This is a genomic window from Duganella paludis (genome assembly GCF_054461335.1).
Genome location: NZ_CM136922.1, coordinates 851,413 through 863,315 on the forward strand (window position 1 = coordinate 851,413; position 11,903 = coordinate 863,315).

The following is an 11,903-nucleotide window of genomic DNA, read 5'->3' on the forward strand; positions in this document are numbered from 1 at the left end:
TTTGGGGAGTTGTCAGGTGGGCCAGCCGCGTAGCACCTGGTCCACCACTTCCTGCAATTGCTTGCGGGTGGCGCCGGCGGCGGCCTGCACGGCCATGCCGTTGGACACCGTCATCACGTAGCGCGCCATCTGGCCGGCGCAGAAATCGGCCGGCAAGTCCCCCTCTTCCTTGGCGCTTTCGAAGCGTTCGCGCAGGCGCACCTCGGCCGCAGCGCGGCGTTCGATCAGGGAATTACGAATCGGCAGCGCATCGTCGCTGCAGGCCAGGGCGCCGTTGATGACCAGGCAGCCGTGCGGCGCTTCCTCTTCCGTCTGGGCGTTGGCGTTGCCGCGCAAGAAATGCTCGACCACCTGGCGCGCGGTTTTCAGCTCCAGCGCGGCGTCGAACAGTGGATCGTGGCTGGCGCCGTAGCGTTCCAGGGCTAGCCGGAACAGGTTTTCCTTGTTGCCGAACACGGCGTACAGACTGGGCCGGTTCATGCCCATGGCCTCGGTCAGCTCGGGCAGCGAGCTGCCTTCATAGCCCTTCTCCCAAAACACTTTCATGGCCTTGTCCAGCGCGTTGTCTGCGTCGAAGGTGCGTGGGCGGCCGATTTTTCGCTCTTTCATACCGATCAGTTAAAAATTCATTGACAAAGGATTCCGTAGAGGACATTATGAACCGACCAGTAAAAAACTCAAGCATTTTTACCGATCCAAGGAATTCTTCATGTCAAATCAAAACAATACCCAGGCCGTGCTCCGCGAGGACGCTGCCCTTCCCTCTTCTTCACCCTCTCCTTCCACACCGCCGCACGGCTCGCCCTGGCTGGCCGTGCTGTCGGTCGCCATCGGTGCGTTTGCGCTGGTGACCACGGAGTTTCTGCCCGTCGGCCTGCTGCCGGCGATTGCCGCCGAACTCGGCATCACGGAAGGCATGGCCGGCATGATGGTGACCGTGCCCGGCATCGTTGCCGCATTGGCGGCCGTGCTGGTCACTGTCGGCGTTGGCAAGGCGGACCGCCGCTACGTGATCTGGGCGCTCACCACTACGCTGCTGGTGTCGAACGTGATCGTCGCCTTATCCGATTCCTTCACGCTGATCCTGCTGGGCCGCGCCTTGCTGGGTGTTGGCGTGGGTGGCTTCTGGGCCATCGGACCGGCGCTGGGTACCAGGATGGTGCCGGCAGGTTCGGAAACGCGCGCCACTTCGCTGATCTTCGCCGGCGTGTCGGTCGGCACCGTGGCCGGCGTGCCGGCCGGCGCGCTGATCGGTGAACTGTTTGGCTGGCGCACCGCCTTCTATGCCGGCGGTGCGGTGGCGCTGCTGGTACTGTTGACGCAGATGTGGCTGCTGCCCAAACTGCCGCCCAAGCAAGCCATCACCTTCCGCCAGTTGCCGGAACTGTTGCGCGTGCCGAAGGCGCGTCTGGGCATGCTGATTACGCTGCTGGTGTTCATCGGCCAGTTCGCGGCCTACACCTACATCACGCCCTTCCTCAGCCAGGTGGCGCTGCTGGATGCCAAGACCATCAGCAGTTTGCTGCTGGCGTACGGCGCGGCCGGTTTCGCCGGCAACCTGATCGGCGGCGCGGTTGTGGCGCGCAGCGTGCGCACTTCGCTGATCACCACCGGCCTGGTGCTGGGCTTGTCGACCTTGGCGCTGCCGCTGCTCGGTCACGGCGTGTGGGGTGCGACGGCGCTGGTGGTCATCTGGGGCATTGCGTTCGGCATGATGCCGATCTCGGTGCAGACCTGGATCTTCCAGGCGGCGCCGCATGCGATGGAAAGCGGCGGCGCGGTGTTTGTCGCCACGGCGCAGGTGGCGCTGGCGAGCGGCGCGCTGGTCGGCGGGATTGCGGTCGATCACCTGGGCGTATCGAGCGCCATGGTGGTGGGTGGCGTGCTGGCGCTGGCGATGGCGGCGATCACAATGCGCTGGGCGCGCGACAGCGAGCAGCCGGCGGTCAAGCTACACGCCGTGCATTAAAGGCGCACGCGCCGGTAGGCTTCCAGGAACACTTCCACTTCGCGGTCCGACATCACCTTGATGTCGTCGCCGTGCCAGACGTAGAGATAGGACTGGCCGCCCATGCGGTCGGTCAGTTTGGCGTTCACCAGAAAGCAGGTGCCGGGCGGGTAGACGGCGGGGTCGCGCATGCGGCTGGAGCAATGCACCAGCAGGTCCGGCGGATATGCCTGTCCCGACAAGGGATAAACCTCCACCCTGCCGCCCTGCTCCACCGACTCCACCGCCACCTGCCGGTAAGCATAAGTATCACGCGCCATCATCTCTCCCTCTAAGGCTTTTGTGCGCTGCCAGTTTTACTTGCACGCCTACTTTTCTTTTTAGCGTCAATGACTTGCGCGCATAAATGCGACTTGTTAACAGTGTTGTCCACAGAATCTGTGGGCAGTTATGAAGCGATCAGCAAGGCTACCGATTCTGCGGCGATGCCTTCTTCGCGGCCGAGGTAGCCCAGTTTTTCGTTGGTCTTGGCTTTGACGTTGACCTGGCTAATGTCCACGCCCAGATCCTCGGCGATATTCGCGCGCATCGAGGGGATGTGCGGCGCCATTTTCGGGCGCTGGGCGATGATGGTGCAGTCGATGTTGCCGATGCTGTAGCCCGTCGCCACTACCCGCTTGGCCGCTTCCTTCAGCAGCTTGCGTGAATCCGCGCCCTTGAATTCGGGATCGGTGTCCGGGAAGTGCTTGCCGATGTCGCCCAGCGCGGCTGCGCCGAGGATCGAGTCGGTGATGGCGTGCAGCAGCACGTCGGCGTCCGAGTGACCCAGCAGGCCCACGTGGTGCGGGATGTCGACGCCGCCGATGATCAGCTTGCGGCCTTCCACCAGCGCGTGGCAGTCATAGCCCTGGCCGATGCGGAATGGGAGTTTGTTCATGTTCAGTCTTCCTTATTCTTCTTTGTGAGCCAGGTACATCTCGGCGATGCGGATGTCGGCCGGCAGCGTTACTTTCAGATTTCTTGGATGGCCTTCGACCAGGCGCGGCGCGTAGCCCAGCATCTCGACCGCGCTGGCGTCATCGGTGATGGCGTTGGCGTCCGGCGCGCTGCCCAAGGCGCGCAGCAGCAGCGCGTAGCTGAACATCTGCGGGGTCTGCGCCGACCACAGGCCGTTGCGCGGCACCGTCGCCGCGCTGACCACAACGCCGTCCGCACCCGGCGCGCTGCGCTTCATGGTGTCCACTACCGGCAAGGCCAACAGGCCGCCGGCCGGGTCGTCGCCGACGCCGTCGATTAGCTTGGCGATCAATGCCGGCGTCAGGCCGGGACGCGCGGCGTCGTGCACCATCACCATGTCACGCTCATCGAACACGCCATCCAATGCACGCAGGCCGTTCAGCACCGAGTCCATGCGCGTGGCGCCGCCACAGCGCAACACCGTCACGCCGTCCAGGCCGGGCGGCAGCACCGAGTCGATCACGCCGTCTTCCGGGCTGACCACCACGTAGGTATGCGCCACCAGATCGCTGGCGCGGAAGGCGTCCACCGCGTGACGCAGCATGGGCCTGCCGCCCACCGTCAGATACTGTTTCGGCCCGTTGGCCGCCATGCGCGCGCCGACGCCGGCCGCTGGCAGTAGTGCAAAGTATTTCGTCATAACTCTCTTATTTCCGGCGGCGCGCCATGATGTCCGCGATCTCGCCATTGCATGCCTTGCCCAGCCGGGCGTATTCTTCCGGCGAATCGATCTTCGCCTGCTCGATCTTGCCCTTCTCGAATTCGTCGCGGATGAAGGGGAACCAGGTGCCGTTGATTTCGTGCTCCAGCGCCGACATCGCCGTGCCGGACGGCGCGTACATCGGCTGCCCGGCGAAGCGCTTGTTCAGCGCATCCGTCACCACTTTTTCCACCCGCACCAGATTGTCCATATAGGCTTGCAGGTGGCGCTGCTCGTGCTCCAGGATTTCCTTGTAGGCGCAGCTGCCGGGCACAAACTCGTTGCCGACGTAGATCAGCACCGGCGAATAATTCAGCGCCACATCCACCTTGGGCGCGATGCACTCATAGCCGCTGACCGCATCCTGCAGTACCGGCCCCCCGAGCTTGACCTTGTACAGGCCCTTGGTCACCGTCAGCCCGAGCGTCTGCATGCGGCTGTCGATGTTGCCGGCCTTGGCGGTCAGCGCGCGGTATGGCAGCTGGTTGTTGATGGTGTAGCCGTTCTGCTGCGACGACAGCACCGACACCGTCTTGCTGATCGTATCCTCGCAGCGGATCTGGAACGGCGTGCGCTCCGCCGCCTGCGCGCCACCAAAGCCAAAGGCGAGCAGCAGGCCAGCGATCGCCAAAACGGATTTCATAGCTTCCAGTCACCCGAGCGCAGTTTTTCCAGCCAGAAGATGCCGATCACGGTTTTCACATCGGTGATTTTGCCCAAACGTACCCACTCCAGCAGTTCGTCGATGGTGGCGGTGAAGGTTTCCAGGAACTCGCCGTCATCAAGCTTGGCCGGGCCCTGCTTCAGGCCGCGCGCCAGGTACAGGTCCAGGCGCTCGTCCGAATAGGCGATGGCGTTGTGGATCTTGGTGACGAACTGCCATTCGCCGCCGGTGTAGCCGGTTTCCTCCTCCAGCTCGCGCTGGGCGGCCAGCAGCGGATCTTCGCCCTTGTCGATTTTACCTGCCGGGAACTCAATGAACACGTCGTGCAGCGGATAGCGGAACTGGCGTTCCATCAACACCGTGCCGTCGTCCAGCAACGGCAAAATCACCACCGCACCGGGATGCAGGATGAATTCGCGCTTAGTGCGCTTGCCGTCGGGAAGTTGGATGGTGTCGCGTTGAACTTTGAGGAAATGGCCATCGTAGGCCAGTTCACCGTCTACACGTGTTTCTTTGAGATTGTCCATTGCGGCTCCACATCGTTGAAGAACGATAGTGTATCAGCCGTGCGACTTGTGCAGGTAGCGGACGATGAAACCAGGAAAGCCGAGGACGAGGAACATGCAGGCGGAGATCGCGTAGAACTCCCACGTTTGCGGGAAGCGACTGCCGATATTGGTTTCAAGGGCGAAACCAACAGCCCCAACGACAAGGTACAGCGCCGTCATTTCCAGCAGCCGGATGAACAGCGGCTTGGCCTGCCATTTGGCGGGCAGGACGGCGAAGACCTTCTCGTTGAAGAACGGCAGGTTGGCGGCCGCGATGGCTATCGCGATCACCAACCAGCCGGCGCTGGAGATATCCATCAGGTAGCGAGGGTCGCTTTGATGGCGGCCTGGCAGGCCATCAGCAGCGGGCCTGGCAAAATGCCCAAGGCCACGATCGCCAAACCGTTCAGGCTCAGCACCAGTTTCATGTCGCCGAAGGCGGCGATCGGTGCGGTGTCTTCAGGCTCGTCGAACCACATGGTCTTGATGACGCGCAGGTAGTAGAACGCGCCGATCAGCGAGAACATCACCGCGAACACGGTCAACCAGATCTGGCCGGTGCCCAGCACGGCGTTCAGCACCGAGAACTTGGCGGCAAAGCCCATCATCGGCGGCACGCCGGCCAGCGAGAACAACAGGATGGTCATCACGGTGGCGAACCAGCCGCTGCGCTTGCTCAGGCCCTTGAAGTCGGCCAGGTTTTCAGCATCGAAACCGGCGCGCGACAGCAGCATCAGCGTGCCGAAGGTGCCGACCGTGGTCAGCACGTAGGTGATGACGTAGTACATGGACGAGCTGTAGGCGCCGGCGATGCCGGTGCGGTCGGTGGTGCCGGCCACGCCAGCCAGCAGACCCAGCAGCACGAAGCCGATCTGGGCGATGGTCGAGTAAGCCAGCATGCGCTTCAGGTTGGTCTGGGCGATGGCGGTAATGTTACCGATCGCCAGCGACAGCACGGCCAGCACCAGCAGCATCTGCTGCCAGTCGAACGCCATCGGCAGCAGGCCTTCCACCAGCAGGCGGATGCAGATCGCGAAGGTGGCGATCTTCGGTGCGCCGCCCAGCAGCAGGGTCACGGCGGTAGGCGAACCTTCATAGACGTCCGGCACCCACATGTGGAATGGCACGGCGCCCAGTTTGAAGGCCAAGCCAGCCACCAGGAACACGATGCCGAACACCAGGATGGTCGGTTTGATGGTGCCGGCGGCAATCGCTGCCGAGACGCCACGGATGTCCAGGGTGCCGGTCGCGCCGTACAGCATCGAGATGCCATACAGCAGGAAGCCGGAAGCCAGCGCGCCCAGAATGAAGTACTTCATCGCGGCTTCGGTGGCCTTGTGGTTGTCGCGGCGGATCGCCACCAGCGCGTACAGCGACAGCGACATCAGTTCCACGCCCAGGTAGATCGACAGGAAGTTCGAGCCCGAGATCATGATCAGCTGGCCCAGCATGGCGAACAACGCCAGCACGTAGAACTCGCCGCCCAGGTTGCCGCTCAACATGCCGCGATCGTCGGCGTACTGGCGCGAATACACCAGCGTCATGCCTACGGTCAGGTAGGTGAACAGCTTGAGCAGGTTGGCCATCGGGTCGGACACGAACATGCCATGGAAGGTATAGGTCGTGGTGCCGGCCGCGAAGTCGGCGTAGCTCAGGCCGGCGCACAGCACCAGCGTCAGCAGGGACAGCACGTAGGTGATCGAACGCTGCGCCTTGGACAGGAACATGTCGATCAGCAGGATGGCCGATGCGCCGACCAGAACCGCGATCTCGGCATATACCGGGACCAGGTTCACGACGTCTTGTGGATTAGGTGTAGTCATTTATGCGTTTCCGTTTTCTTCGGTTTCTACTTAAGGCAGCTTGCTGTGCGCAACGTGCGCCAGCAGGTCAGCGACCGAAGTCTGCATCGTATCGGTGAATGGTGCTGGGTACAGGCCCATGTACAGCGTAGCGACCGCCAGGACGCCCAGCATGAAGAACTCGCGCTTGTTCAGGTCGACCAGTTCCGCCACGTGGTGGTTGGCCACTTTGCCGAAGATGACGCGCTTGGCCATCCACAGCGAGTAAGCCGCGCCGAAGATCAGCGCCGTGGCGGCCAGCAGGCCGATCCAGAAGTTGTATTGGGTGGCGCCCAGGATCACCATGAACTCGCCAACGAAACCGGAGGTCGCAGGCAGGCCGCAGTTGGCCATCGAGAACAGGATGAAGAAAGCAGCGAACTTAGGCATCTTGTTGACCACACCACCGTAGTCGGCGATCTGGCGCGAGTGGGCCTGGTCGTACAGCACGCCGATGCACAGGAACATCGCGCCCGACACGAAGCCGTGCGAGATCATCTGCATCAGGCCGCCCTGCACCGCCATGTCATTGAAGACGAAGAAGCCCAGGGTAACGAAGCCCATGTGCGCGATCGACGAGTAGGCGACCAGCTTTTTCATGTCTTTCTGTACCAGCGCGACCAGGCCGATGTAGATCACGGCGATCAGCGACAGGGTAATCACGAAGCCCGACAGGTAGTGCGACGCGTCCGGGGTGATCGGCAGCGAGAAACGCAGGAAACCATATGCACCGAGTTTCAGCATGATCGCGGCCAGCACGGCGGAACCGCCTGTCGGCGCTTCCACGTGGACGTCCGGCAGCCAGGTGTGGACCGGGAACATCGGCACTTTCACGGCAAACGCCATGAAGAAGGCCAGGAAGATGAAGATCTGTTCCGTCATCGTCAACGGCACGCGGTGCCACATCAGGATGTCGAAGCTGCCGCCCGACACTTTGTACAGGTAGATGATGGCGACCAGCGTCAGCAGCGAGCCGAAGAAGGTGTACAGGAAGAACTTGAACGACGCGTACACGCGGTTCTCGCCGCCCCACACGCCGATGATGATGTACATCGGGATCAGGGTCGCTTCAAAGAAGAAGTAGAACAGCAGGCCGTCCATGGCGCAGAACACGCCGATCATCAGGCCGGACAGGATCAAGAACGCGCCCATGTACTGGGCCACGCGGTTCTGGATCACTTCCCAGGCCGAGATCACGACGATCACGGTGATGAAGGCGGTCAGCGGAATGAACCACAGCGACAGGCCGTCGATACCCAGCGAGTACCAGATGTTGAAGCGCTCGATCCACGGCGCTTTTTCGACGAACTGCATGCCGTGGGCGGCATTGTTGAAGTTGGTGATCAGGGGAATGGTCACGATGAAGCTGACGATGGCGCTGATCAGCGACAGCACGCGGACAAAGCCCTTGTTGGTGTCACGGCCCACTGCCAGGACGATCAGGCCCAGAATAATCGGGACCCAGATCGACAGGCTGAGGTACGGAGGTAGTGTAGATATGGTTGACTGCATCATGGTTATCGTTATCTCTTTGCGTATCAGCTAATTAAGCGTGCCAAAACGGCAGGAAGTAGACCAGGAACCCCAGAATGCCGAGGATCATGACAAACGCATAGTGGTAGATGTAACCGGTCTGCGCCAGGCGGGTCAGCGTCGAGAACCAGCCGACCAGTTTGGCGCTGCCGTTTACCAGCAAGCCGTCGATCAGTTTCTTGTCGCCGAAGTTCCACAGGCCGTTGCCCAGCAGGCGAGCGCCGCCTGCGAACACAGCTTCGTTGAACTTGTCCATGTAGTACTTGTTGTCCAGCAGCGTGTGCAGGGCTTTGAACTTCGAGAAGAACCAGGCCGGTACACGCGGATTGATCATGTAGCAGTAGTAGGACGCGGCCACACCGGCGATCGCCAGCCACAGCGGCAGGGTCGTCAGCGAGTGCAGTGCCATGGCGGTCGCGCCGTGGAACTCTTCGCTCAGGATTTCCATCGCTTTGTGGTTCTCGCCGACGAAGATGACGCCTTTGAAGAAGTCGCCATGCAGCATAGGCTTGATGGTCAGGAAGCCGATCAGTACCGAAGGGATGGCCAGGGCCACCAGTGGGAACCAGACCACGAATGGCGATTCGTGCGGTTTCTGGCCTGGGGCCAGACCGTGGTGCGCGTGGTCGTCGTGGTCTTCGTCGTGGCCGTGGTCGTCGTGACCATGGTCGTCATGCGCGGCAGCTTTCGGTGCATGGTGGTCGTCGTGACCGTGGGCGTGCGCCTGGCCGAAACGCTCTTTACCGTGGAACACCAGGAAGTACATGCGGAACGAGTAGAACGCGGTCACGAACACGCCAGCCAGCACGGCGAAGTTGGCGAAACCGGCGCCAAAGATATGGGTCTCGTGCACGGCTTCAATGATCGAATCCTTCGAGTAGAAGCCCGAGAAGAACGGCGTACCGATCAGAGCCAGCGAACCCAGCAGCGAAGTGATCCACGTGATCGGCATGTATTTACGCAGGCCGCCCATGTTGCGGATGTCCTGGTCGTGGTGCATGCCGATGATGACCGAACCGGCGCCCAGGAACAGCAGTGCCTTGAAGAACGCGTGGGTCATCAGGTGGAACACAGCCACCGAGTAAGCGGACGAACCCAGCGCCACGGTCATGTAGCCCAGCTGCGACAGGGTCGAGTAAGCGACCACGCGCTTGATGTCGTTCTGGATGATGCCCAGGAAGCCCATGAACAGCGCGGTAATCGAACCGATCACCAGCACGAAGGACAGCGCGGTGTCCGACAGTTCGAACAGCGGCGACATGCGCGACACCATGAAGATACCTGCGGTAACCATGGTCGCCGCGTGGATCAGTGCCGAAATCGGAGTCGGACCTTCCATCGAGTCAGGCAGCCAGACGTGCAGCGGGAACTGCGCCGACTTGCCCATCGCGCCGATGAACAGGCAGATGCAGGCCACGGTCAGCAGCGCCCAGTCGGTGCCCGGCAGGGTCAGCAGGGACAACGCTTCGCGCTTGGCGAACACTTCCTGGTAGTTCATCGAACCGGCGTAAGCCAGCAGCAGGCCGATGCCCAGGATGAAGCCGAAGTCGCCCACGCGGTTGACCAGGAAGGCCTTCATGTTGGCGAAGATGGCGGTAGGACGGGTGTACCAGAAGCCGATCAGCAGGTAGGACACCAGGCCCACGGCTTCCCAGCCGAAGAACAGTTGAAGGAAGTTGTTCGCCATCACCAGCATCAGCATGGAGAAGGTAAACAGCGAGATGTAGGAGAAGAAGCGGTTGTAGCCTTCGTCTTCCGCCATGTAGCCGATGGTGTAGATGTGCACCATCAGCGACACGAAGGTCACCACGCACATCATCATCGCCGACAGCGAATCGATCTGGAAGCCGACTTCCAGCTTCATGCCGGCGACCGTCATCCAGGTATAGATGGTTTCGTTGAAAGTGGCGCCGTTGAGCACGTCATTCAGCGTCATCGCCGAAATGATGAATGCCACCAGCACGCCCAGGATGGTCGCCACGGTGACGGTCTTGCGACCCACCACGTTGCCGAAGAATTGTGTTCCCAGCAGACCAGCCACCGCCGCGCCCGCGAGGGGCGCCAGCGGTACTGCTAGCAAGAGATTAGCGTTAAGTGTACCCGCCATGATGAACCTTAATCGTTATTTTTCGGAGGTTAAAACTTAGCCCTTCAGGCTATCCAGGTCTTCTACATTGATGGTGTCCAGATTACGGAACAGCACCACCAGGATCGCGAGGCCGATTGCCGATTCGGCAGCAGCGACGGTCAGGATAAAGAAGACAAAGATCTGCCCTGCCGCATCACCGAGGTAATGCGAGAACGCGATGAAGTTCATATTCACTGCCAGCAGCATCAGTTCGATGGCCATCAGCAGGACGATGATGTTCTTGCGGTTCAGGAAAATACCAACGATCGAGATCGCGAACAGGATCGCGCCCAGGACAAGGTAGTGAGCCAGGGATAAAGTCATGGTGCCTCCTTAACTTCAGCCGAACCAGCAGCATCCTGGCCGCGCGTGGTGACCGCATCGATCTTGACGATCTTCAGGCGGTCATTACGTTTCACGCGGACAGCATCAGCCGGATCGAAGTGTTTGGTGTCCTTGCGCTTGCGCAGGGTCAACGCTACAGCAGCAATAATCGCGACCAGCAGGATGGCGGCGGCGATTTCAAAGCCGTAGATGTATTGGGTGTAGATCAGCAGGCCCAGTTCTTTGGTGCCGCCGATGTTGCCGGCGTTGACCGGCTGCTGATCGAACGACAGGAACGAGCGCCACAGGACGGCGGCCATTTCCAGCACGATGATGACGCCGACGAACGAGGCCAGCGGCAGATAGCCCCAGAAGTTTTCCCGTAGCTTGTCGGTGTTGATGTCCAACATCATCACCACGAACAGGAACAGCACCATCACGGCGCCGACGTAGACCAGCACCAGCACGATGGCCAGGAACTCGGCTTCGAGCAGCATCCAGATGCCGGCCGCCGAGAAGAAGGCCAACACCAGGAACAGTGCCGCATGCACCGGATTGCGGGCCGTGATAACGCGCAGCGCAGCCAATACCATGATGGCTGAGAAGACGTAGAACAAAGCAGTTTTAAATTCCATAACTAACCCAAGAGACGTACAGTTTATTGATCAGATCGCTGTAGCGGGCCTCACCGAAGTTCGGCCCGCTTGGGTCAGCGATAAGGAGCGTCCGCTGCGCGGGCTGCGGCGATATCGTTTTCGTAACGGTCGCCGACGGCCAGCAGCATCTCTTTCGTGTAGTACAGATCGCCGCGTTTCTCGCCGTGGTATTCCAGCACATGCGTTTCAACGATCGAATCAACCGGGCACGATTCTTCGCAGAAGCCGCAGAAAATGCACTTGGTCAGGTCGATGTCGTAACGGGTGGTACGGCGCGAACCGTCGTCGCGCTGTTCCGACTCGATGGTGATGGCCATCGCCGGGCACACCGCTTCGCACAGTTTGCAGGCGATGCAACGCTCTTCGCCGTTGGGATAGCGGCGCAGCGCGTGCAGGCCGCGGAAGCGCGGCGACATCGGCGTCTTCTCTTCCGGGTATTGCACGGTGATCTTGCGCGAGAACATGTACTTGCCCGTCAGCGCCATCCCTTTGATCAGTTCGGTCAGCATGAAGCTGCCGATGAAGTCTTTTAATCGTTCCATGA

The 11,903-nt window shown here is 61.1% G+C and carries 14 protein-coding genes; 1 reads left to right on the forward strand and 13 read right to left on the reverse strand.

The window, feature by feature from the left end:
* Positions 1-12 precede the first annotated feature (12 nt).
* Positions 13-609: a TetR/AcrR family transcriptional regulator gene (locus ACXZ1M_RS03825; protein ID WP_459051885.1), complete on the reverse strand. Its 597-nt coding sequence runs from the start codon at positions 607-609 to the stop codon at positions 13-15.
* Between the two features lie 100 nt (positions 610-709).
* Here ACXZ1M_RS03825 and ACXZ1M_RS03830 point away from each other — a divergent pair, with 100 nt between their 5' ends.
* Complete coding sequence (locus ACXZ1M_RS03830; RefSeq protein ID WP_459051886.1) at positions 710-1,969, forward strand: MFS transporter; 1,260 nt, start codon at positions 710-712, stop codon at positions 1,967-1,969.
* Here the strand turns inward: ACXZ1M_RS03830 and ACXZ1M_RS03835 are convergent.
* From ACXZ1M_RS03835 to nuoI, 12 genes are all read right to left on the reverse strand, one after another.
* Complete coding sequence (locus ACXZ1M_RS03835) at positions 1,966-2,271, reverse strand: hypothetical protein (RefSeq protein ID WP_459051887.1); 306 nt, start codon at positions 2,269-2,271, stop codon at positions 1,966-1,968. The genes ACXZ1M_RS03830 and ACXZ1M_RS03835 overlap by 4 nt on opposite strands.
* A 125-nt stretch (positions 2,272-2,396) precedes the next feature.
* Positions 2,397-2,885 carry a 2-C-methyl-D-erythritol 2,4-cyclodiphosphate synthase gene (gene ispF, locus ACXZ1M_RS03840; RefSeq protein WP_459051888.1) on the reverse strand — a complete coding sequence of 163 codons (489 nt, stop codon included), beginning with the start codon at positions 2,883-2,885 and terminating at the stop codon, positions 2,397-2,399.
* 12 nt (positions 2,886-2,897) lie between these two features.
* The gene (gene ispD, locus ACXZ1M_RS03845; protein ID WP_459051889.1) at positions 2,898-3,605 is read right to left on the reverse strand and encodes a 2-C-methyl-D-erythritol 4-phosphate cytidylyltransferase; all 708 of its coding nucleotides are present in this window, start codon (positions 3,603-3,605) and stop codon (positions 2,898-2,900) included.
* Between the two features lie 7 nt (positions 3,606-3,612).
* On the reverse strand, positions 3,613-4,308 hold the full coding sequence (locus tag ACXZ1M_RS03850) for a hypothetical protein (protein WP_459051890.1): 696 nt from the start codon (positions 4,306-4,308) through the stop codon (positions 3,613-3,615).
* Positions 4,305-4,856, reverse strand: coding sequence for an NUDIX domain-containing protein (locus ACXZ1M_RS03855; RefSeq protein WP_459051891.1), 552 nt, complete (start codon positions 4,854-4,856; stop codon positions 4,305-4,307). Before ACXZ1M_RS03855 ends, ACXZ1M_RS03850 begins: the two co-directional genes overlap by 4 nt.
* A 33-nt stretch (positions 4,857-4,889) precedes the next feature.
* Positions 4,890-5,195, reverse strand: a complete 306-nt coding sequence (locus ACXZ1M_RS03860; protein WP_459051892.1) for a DUF2818 family protein — start codon at positions 5,193-5,195, stop codon at positions 4,890-4,892.
* Positions 5,195-6,700 carry an NADH-quinone oxidoreductase subunit NuoN gene (gene nuoN / locus ACXZ1M_RS03865; RefSeq protein WP_459051893.1) on the reverse strand — a complete coding sequence of 502 codons (1,506 nt, stop codon included), beginning with the start codon at positions 6,698-6,700 and terminating at the stop codon, positions 5,195-5,197. The genes ACXZ1M_RS03860 and nuoN overlap by 1 nt, the downstream gene beginning before the upstream one ends.
* 30 nt (positions 6,701-6,730) lie before the next feature.
* The gene (locus ACXZ1M_RS03870; protein ID WP_459051894.1) at positions 6,731-8,233 is read right to left on the reverse strand and encodes an NADH-quinone oxidoreductase subunit M; all 1,503 of its coding nucleotides are present in this window, start codon (positions 8,231-8,233) and stop codon (positions 6,731-6,733) included.
* A 31-nt stretch (positions 8,234-8,264) separates the two neighbouring features.
* Positions 8,265-10,358: an NADH-quinone oxidoreductase subunit L gene (gene nuoL / locus ACXZ1M_RS03875; protein ID WP_459051895.1), complete on the reverse strand. Its 2,094-nt coding sequence runs from the start codon at positions 10,356-10,358 to the stop codon at positions 8,265-8,267.
* Positions 10,359-10,394: 36 nt separating this feature from the next.
* Positions 10,395-10,703, reverse strand: coding sequence for an NADH-quinone oxidoreductase subunit NuoK (gene nuoK, locus ACXZ1M_RS03880; RefSeq protein ID WP_161007942.1), 309 nt, complete (start codon positions 10,701-10,703; stop codon positions 10,395-10,397).
* Positions 10,700-11,338 (reverse strand): NADH-quinone oxidoreductase subunit J, encoded by a 639-nt coding sequence (locus ACXZ1M_RS03885; RefSeq protein ID WP_459051896.1) that lies wholly within the window; start codon positions 11,336-11,338, stop codon positions 10,700-10,702. Before ACXZ1M_RS03885 ends, nuoK begins: the two co-directional genes overlap by 4 nt.
* A gap of 74 nt (positions 11,339-11,412) precedes the next feature.
* The gene (nuoI, locus tag ACXZ1M_RS03890; protein ID WP_028819529.1) at positions 11,413-11,901 is read right to left on the reverse strand and encodes an NADH-quinone oxidoreductase subunit NuoI; all 489 of its coding nucleotides are present in this window, start codon (positions 11,899-11,901) and stop codon (positions 11,413-11,415) included.
* Positions 11,902-11,903 lie beyond the last annotated feature (2 nt).

Bases quoted from the DNA above. Each gene is read 5' to 3' on its own strand.
- ACXZ1M_RS03825 (WP_459051885.1), bottom strand. From the start codon at position 609: ATGAAAGAGCGAAAAATCGGCCGCCCACGCACCTTCGACGCAGACAAC.
- ACXZ1M_RS03830 (WP_459051886.1), top strand. From the start codon at position 710: ATGTCAAATCAAAACAATACCCAGGCCGTGCTCCGCGAGGACGCTGCC.
- ACXZ1M_RS03835 (WP_459051887.1), bottom strand. From the start codon at position 2,271: ATGATGGCGCGTGATACTTATGCTTACCGGCAGGTGGCGGTGGAGTCG.
- ispF (WP_459051888.1), bottom strand. From the start codon at position 2,885: ATGAACAAACTCCCATTCCGCATCGGCCAGGGCTATGACTGCCACGCG.
- ispD (WP_459051889.1), bottom strand. From the start codon at position 3,605: ATGACGAAATACTTTGCACTACTGCCAGCGGCCGGCGTCGGCGCGCGC.
- ACXZ1M_RS03850 (WP_459051890.1), bottom strand. From the start codon at position 4,308: ATGAAATCCGTTTTGGCGATCGCTGGCCTGCTGCTCGCCTTTGGCTTT.
- ACXZ1M_RS03855 (WP_459051891.1), bottom strand. From the start codon at position 4,856: ATGGACAATCTCAAAGAAACACGTGTAGACGGTGAACTGGCCTACGAT.
- ACXZ1M_RS03860 (WP_459051892.1), bottom strand. From the start codon at position 5,195: ATGGATATCTCCAGCGCCGGCTGGTTGGTGATCGCGATAGCCATCGCG.
- nuoN (WP_459051893.1), bottom strand. From the start codon at position 6,700: ATGACTACACCTAATCCACAAGACGTCGTGAACCTGGTCCCGGTATAT.
- ACXZ1M_RS03870 (WP_459051894.1), bottom strand. From the start codon at position 8,233: ATGATGCAGTCAACCATATCTACACTACCTCCGTACCTCAGCCTGTCG.
- nuoL (WP_459051895.1), bottom strand. From the start codon at position 10,358: ATGGCGGGTACACTTAACGCTAATCTCTTGCTAGCAGTACCGCTGGCG.
- nuoK (WP_161007942.1), bottom strand. From the start codon at position 10,703: ATGACTTTATCCCTGGCTCACTACCTTGTCCTGGGCGCGATCCTGTTC.
- ACXZ1M_RS03885 (WP_459051896.1), bottom strand. From the start codon at position 11,338: ATGGAATTTAAAACTGCTTTGTTCTACGTCTTCTCAGCCATCATGGTA.
- nuoI (WP_028819529.1), bottom strand. From the start codon at position 11,901: ATGGAACGATTAAAAGACTTCATCGGCAGCTTCATGCTGACCGAACTG.